Annotated in this window: 20 protein-coding genes; 11 read left to right on the plus strand and 9 right to left on the minus strand. The window is 72.5% G+C overall.

From position 1 onward, the window contains the following. Positions 1-9 precede the first annotated feature (9 nt). Positions 10-207: a helix-turn-helix domain-containing protein gene (locus PV682_RS32075; protein WP_319735269.1), complete on the minus strand. Its 198-nt coding sequence runs from the start codon at positions 205-207 to the stop codon at positions 10-12. A 301-nt stretch (positions 208-508) separates the two neighbouring features. On the opposite strand from PV682_RS32075, the gene PV682_RS32080 reads away from it, so the two are divergent. Together PV682_RS32080 and PV682_RS32085 are read left to right on the plus strand one after the other, a co-directional pair. Continuing rightward, a complete protein-coding gene (locus tag PV682_RS32080; protein ID WP_319735270.1) occupies positions 509-1,096 on the plus strand; it encodes a peptidase inhibitor family I36 protein in 588 nt (195 codons plus the stop codon). Between the two features lie 1,013 nt (positions 1,097-2,109). Then, on the plus strand, positions 2,110-4,914 hold the full coding sequence (locus PV682_RS32085; protein WP_319735271.1) for a helix-turn-helix transcriptional regulator: 2,805 nt from the start codon (positions 2,110-2,112) through the stop codon (positions 4,912-4,914). A 111-nt stretch (positions 4,915-5,025) separates the two neighbouring features. Here PV682_RS32085 and PV682_RS32090 read toward each other — a convergent pair whose 3' ends face one another. Then, positions 5,026-6,306 (minus strand): NHL repeat-containing protein, encoded by a 1,281-nt coding sequence (locus tag PV682_RS32090; protein ID WP_319735272.1) that lies wholly within the window; start codon positions 6,304-6,306, stop codon positions 5,026-5,028. 84 nt (positions 6,307-6,390) lie between these two features. Between PV682_RS32090 and PV682_RS32095 the strand changes: the two genes are divergently transcribed. Continuing rightward, on the plus strand, positions 6,391-7,905 hold the full coding sequence (locus PV682_RS32095; RefSeq protein ID WP_319735273.1) for a hypothetical protein: 1,515 nt from the start codon (positions 6,391-6,393) through the stop codon (positions 7,903-7,905). Positions 7,906-8,122: 217 nt separating this feature from the next. Here the strand turns inward: PV682_RS32095 and PV682_RS32100 are convergent, their stop codons facing one another. Together PV682_RS32100 and PV682_RS32105 are read right to left on the minus strand one after the other, a co-directional pair. Next, positions 8,123-9,577, minus strand: coding sequence for an MFS transporter (locus PV682_RS32100; RefSeq protein WP_319735274.1), 1,455 nt, complete (start codon positions 9,575-9,577; stop codon positions 8,123-8,125). 88 nt (positions 9,578-9,665) lie between these two features. Next, positions 9,666-10,061: a MerR family transcriptional regulator gene (locus tag PV682_RS32105; protein WP_055721500.1), complete on the minus strand. Its 396-nt coding sequence runs from the start codon at positions 10,059-10,061 to the stop codon at positions 9,666-9,668. 327 nt (positions 10,062-10,388) lie between these two features. Here PV682_RS32105 and ehuB point away from each other — a divergent pair, with 327 nt between their 5' ends. The 8 genes from ehuB (at position 10,389) to thpD (ending at position 16,648) form a co-directional block, all read left to right on the plus strand. After that, entirely contained in the window at positions 10,389-11,276 is an 888-nt protein-coding gene (gene ehuB / locus PV682_RS32110) for an ectoine/hydroxyectoine ABC transporter substrate-binding protein EhuB (protein WP_319735275.1), read from the plus strand. Positions 11,277-11,291: 15 nt separating this feature from the next. After that, positions 11,292-11,987, plus strand: coding sequence for an ectoine/hydroxyectoine ABC transporter permease subunit EhuC (gene ehuC, locus PV682_RS32115; protein WP_319735276.1), 696 nt, complete (start codon positions 11,292-11,294; stop codon positions 11,985-11,987). Then, the gene (gene ehuD, locus PV682_RS32120) at positions 11,984-12,628 is read left to right on the plus strand and encodes an ectoine/hydroxyectoine ABC transporter permease subunit EhuD (RefSeq protein WP_319735277.1); all 645 of its coding nucleotides are present in this window, start codon (positions 11,984-11,986) and stop codon (positions 12,626-12,628) included. The genes ehuC and ehuD overlap by 4 nt, the downstream gene beginning before the upstream one ends. Positions 12,629-12,680: 52 nt before the next feature. After that, positions 12,681-13,439 carry an ectoine/hydroxyectoine ABC transporter ATP-binding protein EhuA gene (ehuA, locus tag PV682_RS32125; RefSeq protein ID WP_319735330.1) on the plus strand — a complete coding sequence of 253 codons (759 nt, stop codon included), beginning with the start codon at positions 12,681-12,683 and terminating at the stop codon, positions 13,437-13,439. Between the two features lie 73 nt (positions 13,440-13,512). After that, positions 13,513-13,998, plus strand: coding sequence for a diaminobutyrate acetyltransferase (gene ectA / locus PV682_RS32130; protein ID WP_319735278.1), 486 nt, complete (start codon positions 13,513-13,515; stop codon positions 13,996-13,998). A 38-nt stretch (positions 13,999-14,036) separates the two neighbouring features. Next, positions 14,037-15,299 (plus strand): diaminobutyrate--2-oxoglutarate transaminase, encoded by a 1,263-nt coding sequence (ectB, locus tag PV682_RS32135; protein ID WP_319735279.1) that lies wholly within the window; start codon positions 14,037-14,039, stop codon positions 15,297-15,299. Positions 15,300-15,361: 62 nt separating this feature from the next. Next, positions 15,362-15,757 (plus strand): ectoine synthase, encoded by a 396-nt coding sequence (locus PV682_RS32140; RefSeq protein WP_319735280.1) that lies wholly within the window; start codon positions 15,362-15,364, stop codon positions 15,755-15,757. A 3-nt stretch (positions 15,758-15,760) separates the two neighbouring features. Further along, complete coding sequence (gene thpD / locus PV682_RS32145; protein ID WP_319735281.1) at positions 15,761-16,648, plus strand: ectoine hydroxylase; 888 nt, start codon at positions 15,761-15,763, stop codon at positions 16,646-16,648. 36 nt (positions 16,649-16,684) lie between these two features. Here the strand turns inward: thpD and PV682_RS32150 are convergent, their stop codons facing one another. The 5 genes from PV682_RS32150 to PV682_RS32170 form a co-directional block, all read right to left on the minus strand. Continuing rightward, positions 16,685-17,434: a methyltransferase domain-containing protein gene (locus PV682_RS32150; RefSeq protein ID WP_319735282.1), complete on the minus strand. Its 750-nt coding sequence runs from the start codon at positions 17,432-17,434 to the stop codon at positions 16,685-16,687. Between the two features lie 119 nt (positions 17,435-17,553). Continuing rightward, a complete protein-coding gene (locus PV682_RS32155) occupies positions 17,554-18,813 on the minus strand; it encodes an MFS transporter (protein WP_319735283.1) in 1,260 nt (419 codons plus the stop codon). A 40-nt stretch (positions 18,814-18,853) separates the two neighbouring features. After that, the gene (locus tag PV682_RS32160) at positions 18,854-20,884 is read right to left on the minus strand and encodes an AMP-binding protein (protein ID WP_319735284.1); all 2,031 of its coding nucleotides are present in this window, start codon (positions 20,882-20,884) and stop codon (positions 18,854-18,856) included. Further along, a complete protein-coding gene (locus PV682_RS32165) occupies positions 20,881-24,051 on the minus strand; it encodes an FAD/NAD(P)-binding protein (RefSeq protein WP_319735285.1) in 3,171 nt (1,056 codons plus the stop codon). Before PV682_RS32165 ends, PV682_RS32160 begins: the two co-directional genes overlap by 4 nt. Continuing rightward, entirely contained in the window at positions 24,048-24,506 is a 459-nt protein-coding gene (locus PV682_RS32170) for a cobalamin B12-binding domain-containing protein (RefSeq protein WP_079057085.1), read from the minus strand. Before PV682_RS32170 ends, PV682_RS32165 begins: the two co-directional genes overlap by 4 nt. Positions 24,507-24,580 lie beyond the last annotated feature (74 nt).

Raw genomic sequence — 24,580 nt, forward strand, 5'->3', positions numbered from 1 at the left:
CGTGGGCAGTTACTCGCCCGCCGCCGCCTGCGACAGGGTCGTGCCCGAGTAGCCGGCCCGCTCGGCCATCGCCCGGTACGTCATCCCGCCCGCCTCCGTCCGCAGCTTGCGCAGCTCGAACGCGAACCGCTGCACCGGACCTGCCCCCGGATCCACCGGCACCTCACGACGCCCCGCCAATATCCCTCCACTCACCAGTCGTCCCACACCGGACACCTCACCCCTTCACCCCTCAACCCGGCCTGAAACGTCACACCCCGCCATTGATTGGCCGCCGGAACAGCCCTGCCAATCAATGAGCCGGCCGCTGGAATCGGTGTGTGAGCGGTACCGACGGGTGCCGCCCCGAGGGGCAGCGGACACGGCCCTGACCGCACTCCCACGCGGGCCTTGCGCGTCTCGCCGTTCGGCGCAGGGGGAGTCAGGGCCGCCCGCATCAGTCGCCGGAGGCTGTCCGACGGCGCACGAAGCCGCTCACGAAGCGAAACCCACCAACGGAGGAAACGCCATGAACGTCCGATCCCAGTTCACGAAGCGCGCATCAGCCCTGCTGTGTGGCACGGCGCTGGCACTCGGAGCCGGCAGCGCCGCCGCAGCCGCCCCGGACCAGGCCCCGCGGCCGGCCGCGTCGAAGTACGCGGCGGAGGCGAAAGCGGTGGGCCTCTCGGCCCGGCAGGCAGCCCAGTTGCAGGACCGGGTGGACGCCCAGTTGGCGGACATGAAGGTCCCGGCGGAGCAGCTGAGCTACAACGAGATCCGGGCGAAGGACAGCAGCGCGACCATCACGATGTCCGTGCCCGGCGTGACCGACACCAGCTGTGACCACGAGTATCTGTGCCTGTGGCAGGGCGCCAACTGGACCGGCACCAAGCTGTCGTTGTCCGTCTGCGCATTCCGCGACCTGAACGACTACGCCTTCAACAACGACACCCTCACCTCGTACAAGAACAACCAGACCCGCGGCACCGTCGCCAAGTTCTACAACTGGGAAGGCGGCCGTTGGGTACAGAAGTTCAGCAGCACGGCCCCCCACACGGAGGACAGCCTCGCGAACACCCCCTGGGACAACATGATCGACGGAGTCCGGGTCTGCTGAGCCCTTGCCCGTAGCCAGATCATCCGCGTAGCCGCGCGTCCGGGCGGGCCGGTCGATGGCCTTCTTGCCGCTATCCCCCTGCGGGGATGGCGCAAGGCCATCGACCGGCCCGCCAGACACGTCGTTCAAGCTTGCCGAGCGTCTTCAGGCCGCCGGCGTCGGCTCGGTCGGCGACGTGTACGGCTGTCAGTCCCTTGGCACCAGATCCCGCGAGGACGCGGAAGCCCCGGCGGTCATCTGGGGCACCGGGCAGAAGCGGTGCGCGTCGCGGGGCCGGGTGTCTGAGCCCCCTGCGATCTGCGGGCGGCGGACACGGCCCGCGCGGGTGATGGTGCACTTCGCGCTCGCGCTCGCCGTGTTCGAACACGTCTCCTGCACGGGCGTATGGGAAAACTCGCCTCCGGCCTCGGCGAGGTGATCACTGCATGTCCGTGCGCGTCCTCGCTGTCACGTGTACGACGCCGGCTGGGCCCGCACCGCTGCGCTCCACCCGCAAACGCCGCCCCACCACCCGGCACGCACTCCCGGACGGCTCCTACCCGACCTTCATCCGCTCCCGGCACTACAGGTCCGGATCATCGGAGCATGGGTCACCGTCAGCCTTGAAGACGGCACCCGGCGCACCGAGTTGTGGCGTCTGATCACCAGCCTGCTCCTTCTCGCTATCAGGCCCTGGTCCGTGCCACGGACGATCTCGCTTTCGTGCACGCGGACAGCGCACGGCTCACAGCAAGGGCGTTGCGCCGGACGGGAGGCGGCTGCGGCACCGGTCGGGGTTTTGGGGAGGGTGCGGGGGGTGCCGTTGCTCGTGGAACCGGTTCCGCAGGGGGCGGCGGGGCCCTCGCCGAGGGCCGGGGCCTGCCGTTGGTCCGTGACGGCGGCGGGTGTTGTCGGTGCCGCGTCCACGATCCGGGCAGGGGTTTTTGCTTCTGTATGGTTGCCCGAAAAGGTGCCCGGTGGCCGACATGAGTGGCCACCCGGCACCCGCCCGGACGCGGAAGGGAACAGCGCCCATGACCACAGTGCCCGTACCGGCACCGGGCGAGCCCCCTGTCGCGCGGGAGGCCGAACTCGCCCGGTTCGCGGGGATCGTGGACGCGTTGGCGAACGGCAGGGGCACGGTCGTCGAGATCACCGGCGAGCCCGGCATCGGCAAGACGCGCCTCGCGCTGGCCCTCATGCGCATGGCCGCCCGGCGAGGGCTCCCGGCGGTCCGCGTCCAGGTCGTCCGGGGTGAGGCGGTTCCCGTCGGCAGGCGCAGCGGTCTCCTCGTGCTGGACGACGTCCACTGGTGCGACCCCGCCTCGACGGCGGCCCTCGTACGGCAGGTCAGGGCCGGGACGCTCGGCCCGTTCGTCCTCGCCCTCGTCCACCGCCCCCGGCAGACGGCGCCCGAACTGCTCCAGGCACTGGACGACGGGGTGCGCGCCGGGACGGTGAAGCGCGTCGAACCCAGTCCGCTCGGCGACGAGGCGGTGGCCGCGCTGCTCGACGCGTGGCAGGTGGACGCCGGGCTCGCGCGGGAGCTGGGCGCCGAGGCCGGGGGGAATCCGCGGCATCTGCGGCTGCTGGTCGCGCGGGGCCGGCGTCCGGGGCGGCCGGGGGACGCCGAGGGTCTCCTGCGGGAGGCCAAGCCACTGTTCGCCGAGCTGGACGGGGTGACAGGGGACGCGGCGACCGCGCTGTCGGCGGCGGCCGTCCTGGGCTCGCCGTTCCGGCCCCAGGACGTCGCCCGGGTCTGCGGCCTGGACCTCGACGCGACGCTCGACGCGCTCGGCGAGCTGGAGCGGGCCGACCTGATACGCGCGCACGGCGGGAGCCTGCGCTTCCGGCACCCCGTGCTCGGTGACGTCGTGCACGCGCGCGCGGGGCTGTCGTTCCGGCTCCGGGCGCACCGGCGTGCGCTGGACATCGCCGGGAACGCGGTCGAGCGGGCGCGGCACGCGGAACATCTGCTGGGGACGGACCCGGCCGTCGCCGTGCGCGCCCTGTCCGAGGGGGCCACCGAGGTCGCCGCACGGGAGCCGGGGACTGCGGCGCGGTGGCTGCGGCTGGCGTTGGAGGCGCTGCCCGAACTGGGCACGGGAGCTGAAGCGGTCGGCAGGACGAGGCTGCCCGAGCCGGACCCGGGAGCTGAAGCGGTCGGCAGGGCAAGGCTGCCCGAGCCGGACCCGGGAGCTGGGGCGGTCAGTGGGGCGAGGCTGCCCGGCGCGGCCGAGCCGGCCACCATGGCCGACATGTCCGCCCCGTCGTCCCGGACCGCCCTCGAACTCGCCTGCTGCCGAGCCCTCGTCGCCGCCGAGCAGCCCGAAGAGGCCCGCACCCGCGCCCACGCCCTCCTCGCGGCCCCCTCCGCGCACCTCTCCCCGCGCGAGACCCTCCAGGCGTACACCGTCTGCGCCGACGCGGAGCGTCAACTCGGCCACTACCAGGAGGCCATGGCCGTCGTGGGCGCCGCGCTCGCCCTGCTCCCGCGCCCGCTGCCCGAGCCGCTGCCGCCCGAAGCGGTGCGCCTGGCCATCGAGTTCGGGCTCGTCCACGCCGTACGGGGCACCCACGACGAGGCCCGCGGCCTGCTGGAGGAAGCCGTGCGGGCGACGGGCGACGCGGACGAGGCCGACCGCACCGCGCTGCGCGTGCTGGCCGCCCTGTGTGCGACCCACGCGGGGGACGTCGCGGAGGCGACGGCCGAAGTCGCCCACTGCGCGCGGGTGTTGGACGCGATGCCGGACCCGTTCGCGGGCCGCACCCCCGAGACGCTCGCGCTGCTCGGCTGCGCGGAGCTGTACCTGGAGCGGTTCACGGACGCGATCCGGCACCTGGGCCGGGAGGCAGAGACCCGCGTTCCCGTCCTGATGCACCGGCTGCTGGCGCTGACGATGGCCGAGCAGTGGACGGGCCGGCTCGACGCGTCCGAGCGGCGGGCCCGGGAGGCGGAGACGCTCGCGCGTTCCCTGGGCGCGCAGGACGCGGTCACGCTCGCGCGGGCGATGCGGGCGACGGCGCTCGTCTGGTCGCGGGGCCGGCGCGAGGCCGCCGAGGCGGTCGCGCTGCTCGCGGAGACGACCGCGGCGCTCCGGCCCGGGCAGAGCTGGTGGACTGTGTCGGCGACGGGGCTGCTGGCCCAGGCGCAGTTCCTCACGGGGGACGCGGCCGGCTGCCGGCGCACCCTGCTGGACCGCGTCGGCGGTGAACGCCTGCCGCTGGTACGGCCGTTCTGGCGCCCCTTCCTCCTCGCGCTGCTCGCCGCCGCCACCCTGGAGTGCGGCGACCGCGACGGGGCCCACCGGCTGCTGCGGCACGCCGAGTCGGCGTCCGACGGGCTCGGGCTGCCGGTCCAGGAGGCGTACGTCCAGGAGGCCCGTGCGCGCCTGCACGCGGCCGACGGCGAGTACGAGGCGGCGGCCAAGCTGTTCGACCTCGCGGCCCACGCCTTCCGCTGCGCGGACATGCCGGTCCAGTACGCCTGGACGCTCACGGCCGCGGCCCGCGCCCTGGCCGAGACCGAGGGCCACCCGGCGGCGCTACGGCACCTCGAACTCGCGGAGGGCATCGCCCGCGTCCACGGCGCCCGCCTCGTCCACGAAGAGGCGGCCCGCCTGCGCGCCGAGCTCCCCGCCTCCGACCCGCTGGCCCACCTCACCGACCGCGAACGCGAAGTCGCCGACCTCGCGGCCTCCGGCCTGCGCACCCGCGAGATCGCCGAACGCCTCTTCCTCTCCCCCCGCACCATCGAGACCCACCTCGCCCACGTCTACCGCAAACTCGACGTCACCTCCCGGCTGGCCCTGTCCGCCGCACTGCGGCGCGCCCGCTGAGTCCTGCGTGACGCCGGAGACCTTCGAGGACACAGGGGCAGGACGCCGCCCGGTGCCGATGACGTACGCGCCGTGGCCGCGCGTCCAGTGCGCGGCCGGGGACCGCTGGGGTCACTGTGCGCCGGCTCCGAAGGATTCCTCCGGCGTCCCCCGGCCGGTGAGGCGGGCCAGGGCGATGCGGTTGGCTGAGGAGCCGACGAGGGTGATGTCGTCGGCGCCGGAGAGCAGGATCGCTGCCAGGTTCTGGGGTGGGTTCCCGGCGTCGAAGGTCAGGCGGGCCACGCCGTCCTGGTGGGTGCCGAAGTGTCGGTCGGGGGTGCCGGAGGGGGTGAAGGCGGCTACGCCGAGCCGGCTGCCCAGGGTGCCGGCAGCGAGCACGCGGCCGTCCTCGGCGACGTCCACCACGTTGGCGTCGGCCGGGTCCTGGGTGGGGAGGCCGGTCACGCCCGTGGTGCCGAAGGCGGGGTCGGGGCTGCCGTCGGGCAGGTGGCGCGCGGCGGCGAAGCTGTTGCGCAGGCTGCCGACCAGGACGATCTCGTCGGAGCTGCCCACCACCATGTTGCGGCTCACGCCTCGCGCCAGGTCCTGCGAGGTCAGCACCTTTCCTCGCGATCCGAAGCCGGGGGCCGGCTCGCCGTCCGGGGTCAGGGACCAGAGAGTGGGCCGGTCCCCCTCGGGCAGGGTGCTCTGGCCCGCTACGACCACGTTCTCGTTCGCCTGGAGGGCGATCGCCGCCGCCGATTCGGGGACCGCGGCCGGGGAGACGTGCAGACCGGCGGTGCCGAAGCCGGCGTCAGGGGTGCCGTCGAGGCCGTAGCGGGCCACCACCAGGCGGCGCTTGTCCTCCGTCCCGGTGCCGGACGCTCCGGGGACGGGAGCGGTGGCGGCGATCACCGGCTGTCCGTCCTCCTGGACGGCGAGTGCGGCGGCCTCGGCTCCGGCTCCGGCGAGCAGGCCCGTCCCGTGCGCGATGCCGGCGAGGCCGAAACGGTCGTCCGGGACGCCATCGCGGTCGTAGCGGGCGAGCAGGATGCCCTTCCCGCCGGTTCCGGTGACCGTCACCGTGCCGTCCTCGGACAGGGCGACGGCGGCGGCGCTCGCGGGAGTCTCGGCGAGGCGGGCGTATCCGTTCTCGCCGAAGTCGGTGTCGAAGCGCCCTGCCGGTGTGAACCGTACGAGGGTGATGCCGTTGTCCGTGTTGACGGCGACCACGGTGGACCCGTCCTCCGCGATGTCCGCGGCGGCGGCCGAGGCGGCGGAGGGGAACTGGTGGTGCACCACTCCCGGGGGAGGGGGTGCGGCCAGGGAGTGGGCCGTGGGGGTGGTGAGGCCGAGAAGCCCGCAGCTCAGCGCGACCGGCACGGCAGCGGCACGGGACGTTCGAGGGGGCATGGAGCACTCCTGACCGAAATGTCACTTTATGTCATTTTTATGTTACTTTCCGTGTGTCATGACCGCCTTTCCGGAAGGACCTCCATGTCACGACCACGTACGGGCCCGCCCCTGCGCGCCGCCCTGAGCGTGCTGCTCCTCACCGGCGCCCTCGCCTCCGCCGGCCACCAGCCCGCAGTCGCCGAACCCTCCCTGGCGACCGGCGCCTGGTCGGTTCCCGGGGACCTGCACGGCGGAGACCAGATCTACGACGGCTTCGAGGACGGCACCGTCGGCAAGGTCGGCCTGTTCGCGATGGTCTACCGCCTGCGCGACGCGGAGACGGCCGCGGAGTGCACCGAGATCGTCGAGAGCTGGCCGAAGGAGGAGATCGACTATCTGAACCCCGACGCGAACAGCCTGCGAGGGCGCACCTATCTGCGTGAGGTGGACGAGTTCACCCCGAGCGGCACCCCGCGCGAGGTGCCGCCGAAGGGCTCGGTCGAGGTGAGCGCGTCGGAGGACCGGACCGAGAGCTGGCAGTACAGCTACGAGCTCGCGCCGGATCTGACCTTCGGGGGCATCTTCTCGCTCGGTACCTCCCACGGGTACACGTACGAACAGAGCATCACGATCTCCAAAGGCGAGAGCAGCACGGCCAACAACCCCACGAACGACAAGATCCAGAAGTACGCCTACGGCGTCACCCGGGACTACTACGTCGTGCAGCAGCGGCCGTGGACCGGCGAGTGGCTGCGGCAGGGGGAGCGCATCTACCTCGGGGACTCGGAGGAGTCGGCCGCCCACTTCGCCATGGTTCAGACCGAGGGGTGCTACCGGACCGCCTACTTCTCGCCCGCCTCCGTCCTCAAGGCGAAGGGCCTGGGTCTGCTCTCCGAGCGCCGGCAGCGCGCCACTTCCGCGGAAGCCCCCTGCCCGGTGAGCGTCAACACCAGCGGGGCGTACCTCTACACCCGCACCGCGGGACAGCCCTCCCGCTTCCGGCAGGCCGCCGCCGCGCCCAGGGGCACCTGCATCGCGCTCACCGGCCTGCGGGACGGCAGTACCGGCAGCGCCTATGTGCAGACGAGGCGCGTCCCCAAGGTCGACGGGAAGTGCCCGGTGGAGCCCCAGGCCCTCTGTGACGCGAAGCTCTGGGCGAACGTCAACGACTTGCAGGGCCGGCAGGAGAGATTCGAGCCGCCCCGGTGGAGCAGCAACCAGAGTCTCGTGGTGCGTTCCGTGGCCTTCCCCAAGCAGTGGCTCGGGGACGTCAAGGACGGCAGGGTCTGGGTTCCCGCCTTCAAGGAGGGCGAGAAGCCCGATAGGTGGCGGCTCGCCAAGGCCGGCAACGGCACGTGGCGCATCAGTCTGTCGGAGTGCCTTCAGAGCGGTGAACTCGAAGTCAAGTACGCCGACTGCGCCAAGGCGACGCCCTGGCACTTGATGTTCTCCCACCATCAGCGTGGCGACTCGCCGGGGTTCGTCTTCCGGATCAGACCGGCCGACGGGGTCAGGGATCGCCAGTGTCTCGGCTGGACCGACAACCCCAGGCCGAAGCTGCCCTACTGCCAGATGGACAACGTCGCGCAGCAGTTCCTCGTCACCGAGAGCACCTAGCGCTGTGACCGCGTAGCTTCGCGGGGGTGATCAGGCTGCCGGTGCGAGGGGGCGTCCACCCCGGCGGATGCCTCCTCTCTCCACAGCCGCGGGCGCGTGCCCTGTGCCGGGCGGCGAGCACGTCGGGGTGGTGGGCGCGGGTGTCACGCCGACCCGAGCAGCGGTGCAGGGCCCTGGGCATCCCGTACGCACCTCCGCCCAAGCGGGTTTCCCGGCCTCACTTCTTCAGCGCCGACAGTGGCCGCGCGACGTCCTCCAGGGACCGGCGTTCGGCGGCGATCGCCAGGGCCGCGGCCACCAGGCCCGCCGCGCACATCAGGGTCGCGCCGATCGAGAAGGCCAGGACCGTGTCGGCCACGTGGCCCGTCTCGGTGAGGTCCGCGAAGAGGAGGGGGCCGCTGATGCCGCCGGCCGCTGTGCCGAGGGCGTAGAAGAAGGCGATCGACATGGCGCGGGTCTCCATGGGGAAGATCTCGGAGACGGTGAGGTAGGCGCTGGAGGCTCCGGCGGAGGCGAAGAAGAGGACGGCGCACCAGCAGGCGGTCAACTCGCCCGCGCCGAGGGCGCCTTGGCCGAAGAGCCAGGCTGTCGCGAAGAGGAGGGCGCCCGAGAGGAGGTAGGTGCCGGAGATCATCGCCCGGCGGCCGACGGTGTCGAAGAGCCGGCCCAGCAGCAGGGGCCCGCAGAAGTTGCCGGCCGCGATCACGGCGAAGTAGTAGCCGGTGTGGTCGGCCGGGATGTCGTAGAACGTCGTGAGGATGGCCCCGAAGCCGAAGGTGATGGCGTTGTAGAGGAACGCCTGGCCGATGAAGAGGGAGAAGCCGAGGACGGCGCGCCTGCGGTAGCGGCCGAAGACGGTTCGGGCGATCTCCAGGAATGTCACGGCGTCTCGCTGACGGATCTCCAACTCGCTGTCGGGTGGGGGTAGTTCGGTGCCCGTCTCGGCCTCCACCCGGCGTTCGATCCCCGCGACGATCTCCTCGGCCTCCCGCTCCCGTCCGTGGATCAGCAGCCACCGGGGGCTCTCGGGGACGTGGCGCCGGACGAGCAGGATCACCAGCGCGAGGACGGCGCCCAGTGCGAACGTCAGCCGCCAGCCGACGTCCCTCGGCAGGAGCCCGGTGTCGAGGGCGACGACGGACAGTAGCGAACCCCCGACCGCGCCGAGCCAGAAACTCCCGTTGATCATGAGGTCGACCCGGCCCCGGTAGTCCGCCGGGATCAGTTCGTCGATCGCGGAGTTGATCGCCGCGTACTCGCCCCCGATGCCGAACCCGGTGAGGAACCGGAACAGGAAGAACCACCAGGCCTCCCAGGCGACCGCCGTCAGCGCGGTGGCCGCGAGGTACACCGCCAGGGTGACCATGAACAGCCTGCGCCGCCCGAACCGGTCCGTGAGCCGCCCCCAGAACAGCGCGCCGGAGCACGCCCCGGCGACGTACAGCGCGGCGGCGAGGCCCGTGATCTGCCCGGAGGTGATCGCGAGACCGCTGCCGTCCTCGGCGAGCCGTCCGGCGATGTTCCCGACGACGGTGACCTCCAGGCCGTCGAGCACCCACACGGTCCCGAGGCCGATGACGACGGTCCAGTGCCACCGCGACCAGGGCAGCCGGTCCAGCCGCGCGGGAATGTCCGTGACGATCGTCGTTCCGCTCTCCTCGACCACGCTCATGGCATCCTCCCGCGCCCCGAGTGCCCAGATCCCCCGGGCTCACGCGGCGCGAAGTGCCCCACCGGGTCCGGCTCCTACGGGCCGGCACTCATCTGCGGGCGAGCCGTCCGGCGAGGGTGTCGGCGAACTCCTGCGCGCGGTCGAGCTGGCTGCGCAGGTCGGCGACGCGGTGCTGGGCGGCCCGTTCGACGCCCCGGATGCGGTCGAGGAGGCGGGCGCGTTCGCGGGGCAGGAGGTGGGCGCCGGAGTCGAGGCGGTCCATGGCCTCCAGGAGGGCCCGCGTCTCGTCGAGGGTGAAGCCGAGGGGCGCCATGCGGCGGATGACCATGAGGCGGGCCACGTCGGACTCGGTGTAGAGGCGGAAGCCGCCCTGGGAGCGGGCGGAGGGGGTGACGAGGCCGGCGTCCTCATAGGAGCGGATCGTGCGCAGCGACAGTTCGGTGCGTGCGGCGACCTCGCCGATCTGCATGTGCTCGCTGCTCACGCGGGGTGTGCCCTTCTCTGTGTCGGTGCCGTACGGCGCTCTTTCATAGCGCGTCGCGGTCGCCGCCCGCTCATTTCCCGCCACCGCGGGCACCGGCCGCCGCGCGCATTCCCGGTTGGCCGAAAGGTTCACCCCATCTCCCCGCTTCGACCTGCCGATTCACACATGGGCGGGTCGGCGGCGTCCTAAACCCGATCCCCGCTAAGGATCTCGGAACGGTCGAGACACGAGGCCATAACACTGGCAGGTCGGCGGACATACAACGCTGAGTACGGGCAGGCGCCCCGGCACGACGAAAGCGTTTGTTCGATCAGGGGACTTCACTTGATGCTCAGCCAGACCGTCCTGACCCGCCGCCGGCTCCTCGGCCTTGCCTCGGCCGGTGCCCTCGCGGGGGTCGCCGCGTGCAGCAAGACCGAGAGCGGGGGCGCGAGCGACGCGGATCTGCTCGCGAGCCTCAGGAAGCGGGGGTACGTCAAGGTCGCCTACGCGAACGAGGCGCCGTACGGATTCGAGGAGGGCGGCACCCTCAAGGGGGAGGCGCCCGCGCTGCACGCCGAGGTGTTCAAGGCGCTCGGCGTGCCGGAGCTGCGGCCGGTGTTCTCGGAGTGGGACGGGCTGATCCCGGGTCTGCTGGCGGGGAAGTACGAGGTGATCAGCGCCGGCATGGCGATCCTGCCCGACCGCTGCGAGAAGGCCGCCTTCTCCGAGCCGGAGTTCATCTCGCCGACCGCGATGATGGTCCCGGCGGGCAACCCCAGGAAGCTCACCGACCTGGAGTCGGCGAAGCGGGCCGGCGTGACCCTCGGGGTGATGTCGGGGACCGCCGAGAAGGGGTACGTGGAGGCGGCGGGCATCTCGTCCGGCAGGGTCAAGACGCTCACGAAGCCGCAGGACGGCGCCGACGCGGTGAAGAACGGGCGGATCGACGCCTTCGTCCTCACCGGCATCTCGCTGCGCTGGCTGGCGAAGACCAACAAGGGCCTCCTGGTGACCGAGCCGTTCGTGCCGATGGTCGGCGGGGTCAAGCAGTACAGCCCGGGCGGCGCCGTCTTCCGCAAGAGCGCGACCTCCCTGCGGGACGCCTTCAACACCGAGCTGAAGAAGGTCACGTCGGACCGCGCCCGGTACGTGAAGCTGCTCTCGCCGTACGGATTCACCGCCGCCGAGCTCCCGCCCGCGAACCTGACGACCGCGCAGCTGTGCGCCGCGTGACGCAAAGGCACGGCCATGGGTGACTTCCTGTCCGTCTTCTTCTCCGAACTCCCCTCTGTGGGCTCGGGGTTGTGGGTGACCGTCGAGGCGACCGTGCTGGGCGCGCTGCTCGCCGTCGCCGTCGCGTTCGCGTGCGGCCTGGCCGCCACCTCCCGGGCGCGCGTCCCGCGCTGGACGTCGCGGATCGTCGTCGAGTTCTTCCGGGGCACGTCCCTGTACATCCAGCTCTTCTGGCTGTACTACGCGTTCCCGCTGCTGACGGGGTACGAGTTCGGCCCGCTGGTCTGCGGGGTCCTCGCGTTCGGCCTGAACTACGGGGCGTACGGCTCCGAGGTCGTGCGGGGTGCGCTCGCCGCCGTGCCCGCACCGCAGCGCGAGGCCGCCGTGGCGCTCAACTTCACTCCCCTGCAACGCCTTTACCGCGTGGTGCTGCCGCAGGCGTGGCCGCAGATGATCCCGCCGTTCACGAACCTCCTCATCCAGATGCTGAAGGCGACGCCGCTGCTGTGGCTGATCTCGGTGGCGGATCTGACGACGGTGGTCCAGACGCTGCGTGACCGTACCGGCGAGACGGTGCCCGCGTATCTGACGCTGCTGGTCCTGTACTTCGTGCTGGCGTGGCTGCTGACGGCGGGGATGCGGGTGCTGGAGCGGCACGCCGCCGCGCGCCTCGGCCGGACCTCGATGGCTGTGAGCGGGGGTCGCTCGTGAACTACCAATGGGACTGGGAGGCCGCCCGCGAGGCGCTGCCCCTGCTGCTCGAAGGCTTTAAGACCACGCTGTTGGCAACGGTGCTCGGCACCCTGGTCGCCGCCGTCCTCGGGCTCGCGCTCGCGATCGGCGGGCGTGCCCCGAGCCGCTGGGTGACGTTCCCCCTCAAGGCGGTGCTGGAGTTCGTGCGCTCCACCCCGCTGCTGGTCCAACTCGTGGGCGCGTACGCGGTGTTCACCACCGTCTCACCGCTGACGATCGGCGTGACTGTGCTCGGCATCCACTACTCGGCGTACCTCGCGGAGGTCTACCGCGCCGGCATCGACGCCGTACCGAAGGGCCAGTGGGAGGCCGCGCGCGCCCTGTCGCTGTCGCCGTCGCGGACCTGGCGGGACGTCGTCCTGCCGCAGGCGGTCCGTACGGTGCTGCCCGCGCTCGGCAACTACGCGATCGCCATGTTCAAGGAGACCCCGTTCCTCGCCGTGATCACGGTCTCGGAGATGGTCGCGCAGGCCCGCGAGTACGGCGCCGACCACTTCGCCTACCCCGAAGCGTTCACCCTCGCCGGACTGGTCTTCCTGCTGGCGAGCTACCCCACCTCGCTCGCCCTGCGGAAACTGGAGCAACGCCTTGGCCACTGACATCGCGCCCCAGCCCCATGAAGATCCGGACAGTCCCGTGACCGCGCCGCCGATGATCCGCTTCGAACGGGTCGTCAAGCGCTACGGCGACCACACCGTCCTCGACGAGCTGGACTTCCGCGTCCAACGCGGCCGGCACATCACGCTGATCGGCCCCTCCGGCTCCGGCAAGACCACCATTCTGCGGCTGCTGATGACGCTGGAGCGGGTGTCGGACGGCGTGATCTGGGTGGACGGCCAGCCGCTGTCGCACCGGCGCGCGGACGACGGCTCCCTCAAGCCCGCCGACGAGAAGCACCTGCGGCAGGTCCGGCGAAGGATCGGCATGGTGTTCCAGCACTTCAACCTGTTCCCGCACATGAACGTCCTGCGCAACATCACCGAGGCCCCCGTGCGCGCTCTCGGGCAGCCCAAGGAGCAGGCCGAGGCGCGGGCGCGGGAGCTCCTCGACATGGTCGGCCTCGCGGACAAGGCCCTGGAGCATCCGACGCGGCTGTCCGGCGGGCAGCAGCAACGCGTCGCCATCGCACGGGCGTTGGCCATGGAGCCGGAGATCCTCCTGCTCGACGAGGTGACCTCGGCGCTGGACCCCGAACTCGTCTCCGGTGTCCTGGACCTGCTGCGGGAGATCGCGTCCACCACCGACATCACCCTGCTGTGCGTCACCCACGAGATGGGGTTCGCGCGGGACGTCTCCGACGAGGTCCTGATGTTCGACGCGGGGCGGGTCGTGGAGGCGGGGAGCCCCGAGCAGCTCTTCAACGCGCCGAGCCACCGCCGTACGCGGGAATTCCTGAGCGCCGTCCTGTGAACTCCCGTACGCCGGCGCGTAGTCCACCCGGCCACTCCCCCGCACGTTCCCCTGTTCCCGACCCTAGGGACCCATGCCCTTCCAGCCTGCCCTGACCATCGACCGACCGACCGTGGACGACGGTGCCGCGCTGTGGCGCATCGCCCGTGACTCCCGGGTTCTCGACCTCAACTCCCCCTACAGCTACCTCCTGTGGTGCCGCGACTTCGCGGACACCTCGGCCGTCGCACGGCACGAGGGCGACCCCGTCGCCTTCGTCACCGGCTATCTGCGGCCCGAGCGGCCCGGGACCCTCTTCGTCTGGCAGATCGCCGTGGACGACGCCCATCAGGGGCGGGGCCTCGCCGGTGCGCTGCTCGACGCGCTGACCGTACGGGTCGCCGCGACCTCGGTGGAGACCACCATCACGCCGGACAACGCGGCCTCGCGCGCGCTGTTCGCGTCGTACGCGGCGCGGCACGGCGCCGGGGTCGAGGAGACCGTGCTCTTCGACGACGAACTCTTCCCCGGCGACGGGCACGAGCCCGAGGTGCTGCACCGCATCGGCCCCCTTCGCTGAGCCTGAACCCCCCACCCCCCTGTGTCTGGAGTACCCGCATGACCACCATCGAGTCGCCCCTGAGTACGTTCGAACTGCTGGAGTCCGAGGTCCGCAGCTACTGCCGGGGCTGGCCCGTCGTCTTCGACCAGGCGCGCGGCAGCCATCTGTGGTCCGAGGACGGGCGCCGCTACCTGGACTTCTTCGCCGGGGCCGGTTCCCTCAACTACGGCCACAACAACCCCGTGCTGAAACGCGCGCTGCTCGACTACCTGGAGAACGACGGCATCACGCACGGCCTGGACATGGCGACCACCGCCAAACGGGCCTTCCTGGAGAGCTTCCACGACCTCGTCCTGAAGCCGCGCGACCTGCCGTACAAGGTGATGTTCCCGGGGCCGACGGGGACCAACGCGGTGGAGTCCGCGCTGAAGCTGGCGCGCAAGGCGAAGGGGCGGGAGTCCGTCGTCTCGTTCACCAACGCCTTCCACGGGATGACGCTGGGCTCGCTCGCGGTCACCGGGAACGCGTTCAAGCGGGCCGGGGCGGGGATTCCGCTGGTCCACGGGACGCCGATGCCGTTCGACGACTATCTCGACGGGCAGGTCCCGGACTTCCTGTGGTTCGAGCGGCTCCTCGCGGACACCGGGTCCGGGCTGAACCATCCGGCGGCCGTCATCGTGGAGACCGTGCAGGGCGAGGGCGGGATCAACGTCGCCCGGCCCGAGTGGCTGCGCGCTCTCGCGGCGCTGTGCGAGCGGCACGACATGCTGCTGATCGTCGACGACATCCAGATGGGGTGCGGCCGTACGGGGTCGTTCTTCTCCTTCGAGGAGGCGGGGATCACGCCGGACATCGTCACCGTGTCGAAGTCCATCAGCGGGTACGGGCTGCCGATGGCGCTCACCCTGTTCAGGCCCGAGCTGGACCTGTGGGAGCCGGGCGAGCACAACGGGACGTTCCGGGGGAACAACCCGGCGTTCGTGACGGCGACGGCCGCGCTGCACGCGTACTGGGCCGACAAGGAGACGGAGCTGCGGACGGCGCGGCTCGGTGAACACGTCGAGCAGCGGCTGCTCGCGCTGTGCGCGGAGCACACCGGGACGTCCTGCCGGGGGCGCGGGCTGGTGTGGGGGGTCGAGTTCGAGGACCCGGCGCGGGCGTCCGAGGTGTGTGCGCGGGCCTTCGAGCGGGGGCTGCTGCTGGAGACGTCGGGGCCGGAGGGGGAGGTCGTGAAGCTGCTGCCGGCGCTGACGGTGAGCGAGGCGGAGCTGGACGAGGGGCTGGACATCCTCGAACGGGCCGTGCGGGCGTCGGGCTGAACGACGGGGCGGGCGCAGAGGCCCTGCGCCCGGGCAAGGCAGACACAAAGATTGGCGTAAAAATGATCATCAGATCCCTCGCGGAGATCGAGAACACCGACCGGCATGTCCGCTCCAAGTCCGGCACCTGGGAGAGCAAACGCATCGTCCTCGCCCGCGAGAAGGTCGGGTTCTCGCTGCACGAGACGGTGCTGTACGCCGGGACCGAGACCAGCATGTGGTACGCGAACCACGTCGAGGCGGTCCTGTGCGTCGAGGGCGAGGCGGAGCTCACCGACGACGAGACGGGCCTCACCCACCTGATCACCCCCGGCACGATGTACCTCCTCGACGGCCACGAGCGGCACACCCTGCGGCCGAAGACCGACTTCCGGTGCGTGTGCGTGTTCAACCCGCCCGTCACCGGCCGTGAGGACCACGACGAGAACGGCGTCTATCCCCTGCTCCTGGAGGACTGATCCATGACCACGCTCACCGACCTCTACCCGAGCCGTGGCCTCCGCGAAGTCACGACCCCCCGTCAGGACCCGGTCGTCTGGTCGGCCCCCGGCACCCCCGGGCCGATCACCGCGGCCGACCTCGCCGCGTACGACACGGACGGCTTCCTCGCGGTCGACCGGCTCGTCGAGCCGTCCGAAGTGGATGCCTGCCGGGCGGAGTTGAACCGTCTGCTGAACGACCCGGCGGTCCGCGCCGACGAGCGCGCCATCGTCGAACCCCGCTCCGGCGAGGTCCGCTCGGTCTTCGAGGTGCACCGGATCAGCGAGGTGTTCGCCGCTCTCGTGCGCGACGACCGCGTCGCGGGCCGGGCCCGCCAGATCCTCGGCTCCGACGTCTACGTCCACCAGTCCCGCATCAACGTCAAGCCCGGTTTCGGCGCGTCCGGTTTCTACTGGCACTCCGACTTCGAGACGTGGCACGCGGAGGACGGCCTGCCCCGGATGCGCACGGTGTCGGTGTCCATCGCGCTCACCCCCAACCTGGACACCAACGGCGGCCTCATGATCATGCCGGGCTCGCACCGGACGTTCCTGGGGTGCGCGGGTGAGACGCCCAAGGACAACTACAAGCGCTCCCTCCAGATGCAGGACGCGGGCACCCCGTCCCACAAGGCCCTCACCCAACTGGCCGACGCGCACGGCATCCGTCTCTTCACCGGCCCCGCCGGCTCGGCGGTCTGGTTCGACTGCAACGCCATGCACGGCTCCGGCGACAACATCACCCCCTACCCGCGCTCCAACCTGTTCGTCGTCTTCAACAGCGTCGACAACGAGGCGGTGGAACCCTTCGCGGCGCCTGTGCGCCGCCCCGAATTCATCGGGGCCCGGGACTTCACGCCCGTGCGCTAGGCGGTGACCGGCGGGTCTCCTCCCCCGAGGATCGGGTCAGGCCCGCTTCCTGAAGACGAGCACCTCGGTGGTGGCGACCCCCATGGGGGCCGGGAAACCGGCCTCCAGGTCGCAGCCGAGGGTCTCGAAGAGGTCCACGCAGGTACGGCGGGGCATGGCTGCCGGGAAGGAGCCGTGCCCCTCGCCGCCCTGCGTGGCCCAGGTGCGCACGGCGGCCGGGTCCAGGCAGGTCTCCGTCATCACGTCGAAGACGATCCGTCCGCCGGGCCGCGTGACCCGGGCCATCTCGAAGAAGTAGCGGCAGGCGCAGAGGAAGGTCACGGTGTTGAAGACCTTGTGGGCCTGTACGAGGTCGATGGCGGCGTCGGGGGTCGGGGCGAGGCTGCACCCCGCGGTGGGGCGGGCGACCACGCCGAACGTGTCGACGAGGTGGTCGGCCCAGGGCGCCGCCGTCTCGTATATCTCGTAGCGCTCGGGTGAGCACTCCTCGAGCGTCCGCTCCAGGTACCGCCCGGACCCGGGGCCGATCTCCAGCACCGTGCGCGGGCCGTCGGCGAAGACGCCGAGCGCGCGGAGCCGGTCGACGGTGGCCCGGGTGGCGCCCGGCGTCTTGTTCATGACCTCGTCGATGTAGTCGCCGACCGGGAGACCGGCCGCCCGTGCGGCACTCATCGTCGCCTCGAACGGGATGAACTCGTCGACCCCGCCCTGGATCCTGGTGCTGCGCACGATGTCGAATCCGGCACGCCCCAGGAGCCGCTTGACTCCGGACTTCACTACAGACATTCCGCCCCCCTGCTCTGCCTGCCTGTCTCGATGCCACCACCCTCCCAGACGACTACCTTCTTTTGTGATGAAATCCCCGATCTGTCAGCACATGGCCCCGGGGTCCCGGGAGTGCGGGCTCACGCCGTGGGCGCCGTCTCGCGGGGCATCACCAGGGCCGACAGCACCGCGGGCACGGCGCCGATCAGCAGCATGACGGCCGGCCAGGAGGTGGCCGCGAGGACGCCGGGGATGACCAGGGGCGTGAGGAAGGCGCCCGCGAAGACCATGGTGTTCTCCATCCCCAGCGCGGTCCCGGAGCGCTCCTTGCCTGCCATGATCGCGATCTCGGCGTAGTGGACGCCGTGCCAGCCGCAGGAGAGCAGCCCGGCCAGGACCATCAGGGCCGCCGCGAGCCAGGCGGGCCCCGACTCGCACAGGGCGAGGGCGGCGAAGCAGGCGGCGATGATCCAGCTGTAGGCGATGACCAGGGTGCGGCGGTGCCGGCCGCCCCGGCGGTCCGTCCACCGGCCGCTCGCCACGCGGGAGACCGCGCCGAGGGCTTGGACGGCGAAGAGCAGTCCGGAGATGGTGCCGATGCCGACGTGGTGCACGGTGTGGAGGTAGATCGCGGCGAACGACAGGACGGTGAACTGGGGGAAGTCGAGGAGGAACGCGCTGATCGAGATCCGCCAGATGATCCAGCGCCGCAGCGGGCTGACGGTGGCGGTGCGGTGGCCGGCCGGCGGCAGCGGCGGCTCGTCGAGCCAGCAGACGATGACGAGGGTCGCGACGAGCGCGAACGCCGTCAGGAAGCCGTACACGCCGCGGAAGCCGACGTGCAGCGCGAGGGTGGGCAGGATGAGCGCGCCGATGGCGCCGCCGAGCGGGACGGCCGCGACGCGCAGGCTGATGGCGAAGCCGTGGCTGCCGGGCGGGAACCAGCCCATGACGGCCCGGCCCGAGGCGCTGTTGACGCAGCCGCCGAGCGCGCCGGCCAGCAGGAGGACGCCGGACAGCAGCCAGACCTGCGGGGTGTGCGTGGCGGTGGGGACCAGGAAGGCGGTGGCGGCGGCGAGGCAGGCCGTGGTGCCGGCGAGGCCGGTGATGAGGACGGCGCGTTCGCCGAAGCGGTCGGTGAGCAGCCCCCACACGACCTCGGTGAGGGCGGCACCGCAGGTCAGGGCGGCGAGGACCACTCCGAGCTGTCCCGTGGAGTAGCGGTAGTCGCTCTGGAGGACGACCCCGGCCATGGGGATGCCCTGGAAGGCGGCGCTGAAGGCGGCCTGGGCGAGGATGCCGATGCCGAGGATGCCCCATTTGTAGCGGGGCGAGTGGGTCTTGCCGGACCGTCCGACGGGGAGGGGGCCCGCGGCGGCCTGCGGGAGGGTCTGGGTCATGGGGGGGCTTTCTCTCGAAGGGACTCGGAGGGGGGGAGGGTCAGGAGACCGGGACGGCGTCCAACGCCAGTCCGGTGTCGGGGAGTTCACCCGGCCGCAGCGCCTCGGTGCGCTTCTCGCGGATCACGAGGAGGGTGCAGCCGCGCGGGCTGGTGACCCGGTGGACGCTGCCAGGCTTCTCCAGGACCAGGCAGCCGGGGCCGTACACGTCGCCGTTGTCGTTGCGCAGTTCGCCGTCCAGGACGACGATCAGCTCGAAGCCGAGGTGGCGGTGCAGGTCGCCGTGCGCGCCGGGGCCGAAGCGGGCGAGGTAGGCCTCCGCGCCGTCGGGGCCGGTCTCCTCGGCGGTGTAGAGCCAGTGCACGTCGACCGCCTCGCGGCCGGGCTGGACGTACGCCTGCCAGGGCAGCCGGTCGAGGCCGGTGCCGTCGAGGAGGCCGCCGAGGACGAGGACGTCGCGGGTGGGCATGGGGGTGCCTTTCGGGTCGGGGGCGAGGGCGCGGGCGGCGGCGCGGCGGACCTTGCCCGACGCGGTGCGGGGCAGCGCGTCGGTGAAGGAGACGCTGTGCACGCGCAGGGCGAGCGTGACGTGCCGGTCGACGTGGGCGAGGAGAGCGGCCTCGGTGATCTCGGCGCCGGGCTCGCGTTCGACGACGGCGTGCGCGGCGAGGGTGAGCGTGGGGTGCGGCACGGGAACGACCGCGGCGGCCCGGACGGCGGGGTGGGCGCGGAGGGTCGCTTCGAGTTCGTACGGGGAGACGCGGTGGCCCCCGGATTTGAAGACGTCGTCGCGGCGGCCCAGGAGGCGGACGTAGCCGTCGTGGCCGAGGACGGCGCAGTCGCCGGTGGGGTACAGGCCGGTGCCGAGGGCCTGTGCGGTGCGGGCGGGGTCACCGTCGTAGCCGGTCATCATGCCGGCGGGGTCGCCCGCGAGGTCGACGTACAGGTGGCCGTCGCGGACGGTGAGGTCCCAGCCGGGCAGGGGCATGCCGGCCCAGCCGGGTTTGCGGGGCAGGCCGGGGGTGGTGCCGATGAGGGCGGTCGTCTCGGTCTGGCCGTAGCCCTCGCGGACGGTGACGCCCCACTCGTCCTCGATGGTGTCGGCCACGTGCGGGGCGAGGGGTTCGCCCGCGGTGGTGGCCTCGCGCAGCCGCGGACGTGCGCTGCGGGCCCGCTCGGCGAGCCGGGCCCAGTGGGCGGGCGGCGCGCACAGGCTGGTGATGCCGCGCTCCGCCAGGAGCCGGGGGGTGGGGGTGCCGGGCGGGGGGACGACGAGGGTGGCCTCGGCGGTGAAGGGGACGAAGAAGCTGGACCAGGAGTGCTTGGCCCAGCCGGGCTCGGAGACGTTCATGTGCCGGTCGCCGGGGAGCAGGCCGTTGAAGTAGAGGGACGACAGGTGTCCCACCGGGTAGGAGGCGTGGGTGTGGGTGACGAGTTTGGGGGTCGAGGTGGTGCCGGAGGTGAAGTAGGCGAAGGCGGTGTCCGAGGCCGGGGTCGGGCCGTCCGGGGTGTACTGCTCGGGGGCCTGGTCCGCGTCGGTGTAGGCGTGCCAGCCGGCGGCGGGCGGGCCCACGGCGATACGGGTGTGCGGCCCGGGCAGGTCGAAGAGGGGCGTCAGGTCGGTGCGGCAGACCACGTGCCGCACCCGGCCGCGTCCGATCCGGTCGGCGGCTTCCTCGCGGGTCAGGGAGGTGTAGACGGGGATGGCGACGGCGCCGGTCTTCAGGCAGGCCAGCAGGGTTTCCCACAGCTCGGTCTGGCTGCCGAGGGCGACGAGGACCCGGTCTCCGCGGCTCACGCCCAGCGTGGTGAGCCAGTTCGCGAGCCGGCCGGAGCGGGCGGCGAGCTGCCGGTAGGAGACGCGGTGGTCGGTGCCGTCGGGGGCGATCAGCTCCAGCGCGGTGCGGTCGTTGCCGTGGGCGATGACGTCGAACCAGTCGAGGGCCCAGTTGAAGTGGGCGGGCCTGGGCCAGCGGAAGGCCCGGCGGGCGGCCTCGTGGTCGGCGCGCAGTTCCAGGAGCAGGTCGCGGGCCTGCCGGAAGGCGGTGTGGGCGGGGGTGGGCGGGGTCATCCTCGGGTTCCTTCCAGGACGCGGCGCGCGGCGGGCAGGGGGCGGGCGGTGAGCGCGTCCGCCGCGATGGCGTCGGCGTCGGCGGTGAAGCCGGTCCAGGGGCCGGGGCGGGCGGAGCCGACCTGCATGAACCAGCGCTGGCCCTCGGAGGGGATGCCGAGCACGTACAGGCCCTGCGCCGGGGTGCCCTGTGCCGTCAGGGGGCGGAAGGGGCTGGTGGTCGTCGCGACGCCGCCGCCGGGCCAGGGCGTCCACAGTCCGGCGGCGCGCAGTTGCCGGGTGAGGGGGGCGGTGTCGCGTTCGAGGTCGGGGGCGGGGACGCGGGCGTCGATGAGCGCGTCGCAGTGCGTCAGCGAGCCGTCGACCTGCGGGGAGCGGACGGTGAAGCGGCCACTCGCCTCGTCGGTGCCGTACTCGGCGGCCGGGCCCGCCACGTGCAGGACGCCCGCCGCGAGCAGGGCCCGGGTCTGGCGCAGCCGGACGGCCGGCGGGCCCGCCGCCAGGAAGGAGCTGAGGGGCGCGAACCAGCCGAGGAAGTCCTCGTGGTGGGAGCGCCGGGTCAGGCCGCCGAAGTCGACCGCGAGGCGGATGGTCCCGCGGACGTCGCGCAGCACGTCCAGGGCCGCTTTGCGGGGGCCGTGGAGGTTGCCCTGTCCGGCGTGGCCGAGGTCGTCGTCGATGAGCCGGGTCAGTGCGGCGGTGAAATCGGCGGGGCTCGTGAAGGAGCGGCCGGCGAAGGGGCGTACGAGGGCGTCGATGTCGAGCGGGGGCTGGTCGTGGCCGCCGTGGCGGTGGGCCTCGCCGGCCAGGAGGTGCGGTGCCTGTTCGGCGCCCTCGGCGGCCACGAGGGCGGTCGCGGCGCTCAGGTAGTCCTGCTCGGCGGTGTCGCCGTGGCGGGCGCGCAGGGCGGTCGCGTGGTGGACGAGGAGCATCTCGGCGTGCAGCCAGGGCCAGAGGTCGGCGCGGAAGTCGAGCGGGCCGCGGGCGCGCAGGGCGGTGACGCGTTCGGGGGTGAACAGCCGGGCCCGGTAGCGCCACAGCGGGCCCTTCTGGTTCGTGCCCCGGGCGGGCAGGGGCACTCCGGAGCGGGAGCCGGCGATCAGGACGGGTTCGAGTCCGGAGGGGTGGTAGGTGAGGGTCCGGTCGGGGCCTTCGCTGAAGTGGCCGCCGCGTCCGGTGGTGAGGGCCGCGACGACGTCGTAGAACGTCAGGCCCATGCCGAGGACGGCGGTCCGGGTGCCCGGTGCGATGGTCTCCAGCGGCATGTCGGCGGCGCTGTCGCCGCGCAGGTGGCGCAGGGCGGGGCGGGTGTGCGCGAAGTCGGCGAAGCGGGCCTGGTCCGCGGGGAGTTCGGGGTGCGGGTGGCCGGTGGCGAGGATCACCCGGTCGGCGTCGATCAGGGTGCCGTCCGAGCAGCTCAGCCGCCAGGTGTCACCGGCTGCGCGCAGGGCGGTGACGTGTCCGGTGTGCCGGCGCAGGGTCGCGTGGTCCGGCAGGGAGTCCTGCACGGACTGGAGGAAGAACCGCAGGTATTCGCCGTACAGGACGCGGGGGGCGTAGGCGTTCGGGCCGGGGTAGCAGGCGTCGCTCGCGGCCCACCACTGGCCGAGGCTGGGTCCGGCGCCCGCGCGGGCGGGGCCGTCGTCGGCGGGGCCCGAGAACATGGTGACCTCGCCGCAGGCGGTGTTCATCAGGAACACCGGGTTCTGGTCCGTGCGCCAGACCCGGCCCGCGCCGACCTCGTCCTTGTCGATGAGGACGATCTCCACGGGCCGCTTCGGGGCGGACTCGCGCAGCCGGACGGCGAGGCGTTCGACGACGGCGAGGCCGCGCGGTCCCGAGCCGACGACGGCGATGCGGTGGGGTGCGGCGGCGCGGGCGCTGGTGAGGGCGGCGGCCGACAGGTCGTGGGTGTCCGCGGTGTGGCGGAGCATGCCGAGCAGCCTGCTGGAGGTGACGGCGTGCCGGGTGGTGTCGGCGGCGGGCAGCGGCATGTTCCCGGTGGCGGCCCACACGAGCCGGCCGTCGTCGGAGATCGCGCCGCGTGCCGCGCCCGCGTTGTCGCGGTGCAGGCAGAACGGCACGTCGAGCGTCCCGGCCGCGAAGGCCGCGCGCAGTCCGGCGCCGAGGTCGGGGCCGTGGTCGAGGACGGCGGTGATGAGCCTGGTCGCCTCGGCGCAGACCATCTCGTAGTCGGCCTCGCGGGCCCAGGGCAGCGTGTCGTCGTGCACGGCGTGCCGGGCGGCGCGGGCCGCCCGCTCCAGCGCGGAGACGTTCTCGGCGACGGTGGGGATGCGGTGCGCCTCGGCGACCGTCTTGACGATCATCCGGTGCGCTCCGCCGCGTACGGCGATGCGGGCCGAGGAGTCCAGGAGGAGTTCGGCGCCGGCCTCGGTGGCGGGGTAGACGCCCATGTAGGTGTAGAGCACCACGTGGCGGGCGACGTCGGCGGGCAGGAACAGGTCGGCGAGGTGGTGCAGGGCCGCGAGCGCCTCGATGTCCTGGACCGGGCTGGTCTGCTGGGCGTAGGACAGCGACAGGGAGGTGATCCCGTGCTGGGCGAAGAACATGGCTTCGAGGACGCTGATCGCCACCAGCAGGGACGGCGGGCACAGCTGGCCGAGCATGCAGCCGCCGAAGGTCTCCAGGTGGGCGCGGAGTCCGCGCTGTGCGCTGTGTTCGGCGAACTGGCGGGTGGCGTCCGCCCAGGCGGGCACCGACTCGGCGAGCGGGAGCCGGGAGTAGGGCAGGCAGTAGGAGACGGGGCCGCCTTCGGAGGCGGCGAGCCCGGCTTCGGTCATCGCCTCGAAGATGTGCGCGGGGCGGGCCGAGCCGTGCCGGACCTGGACGGGGATGCGGCCGGCCGCGGCGGCGACGCGGGCGGTGACCTGCGGGCCGTGGTTGACGAGGGGGAAGCCGTTGAGCGCGCGGCCCGCAGCGAGGGCCGCCGCCGCGCCGGTGAGGTCCTCGACGCGGGTGTAGGAGTCGACGGTGATCGTGGCGAGGGTGCGGGCCCGGGCCTCGGCGACGGCCGCGATGCCCTCCGCCATGGTCCCGGGGTCCGGCATGCCCATCCGGGGCTGGACGACCAGCAGCCCCGCGCGGGCCGCCTCCTCCACGTACGTCTGCATGTCGGGCGCTGCCGGTGCGGGCGGTGTCGGGTTCACGCGGCGGCCCCCGCGACCGCGCGTCGCCCGGCGGTCATCCGCTGGAGCGTGGCCCCGAACTCCGCCGGGTCCGCGCCCTCGGTGAAGACCGCGTCGAAGCCCTCGGCGACGAGTTCGCCCGCCAGGTGATGCTGCGCGCCCTGGATGCCGAGCTTGCCGCCGATCATGACGGGTACGGCGCTGACGGCCGGGTCGGCGTCCGCGCGCAGCGTCCGGATCAGCCGGCGGCCGTCGATGTGGCCGTGGCCGTTCACCGAGGAGATGACCACGGCGTCGGGCCTGGACAGGCGTATCTGGCTGACGATCTCGGCGTCGGGGACGCAGGGGCCGAGGTTGTTCACCTCGTATCCGCGTTCCTCCAGCAGGAGTTGGAGGAAGACGAGGTTCCACGTGTGGGAGTCGGAGGAGACCGTGGACAGCAGCACACGCGGGGGTCTGGAGCGGACCGTGGACATCGGGAGAACCTCCTGTCGGTGCGCCGCGGGCTGCGGCGACACGACGAAGATCCCTGGTCCCGGCCGGGGTGCCC

Source organism: Streptomyces niveiscabiei (assembly GCF_033794345.1).
GTDB classification, from domain to species: Bacteria; Actinomycetota; Actinomycetes; order Streptomycetales; family Streptomycetaceae; genus Streptomyces; species Streptomyces niveiscabiei.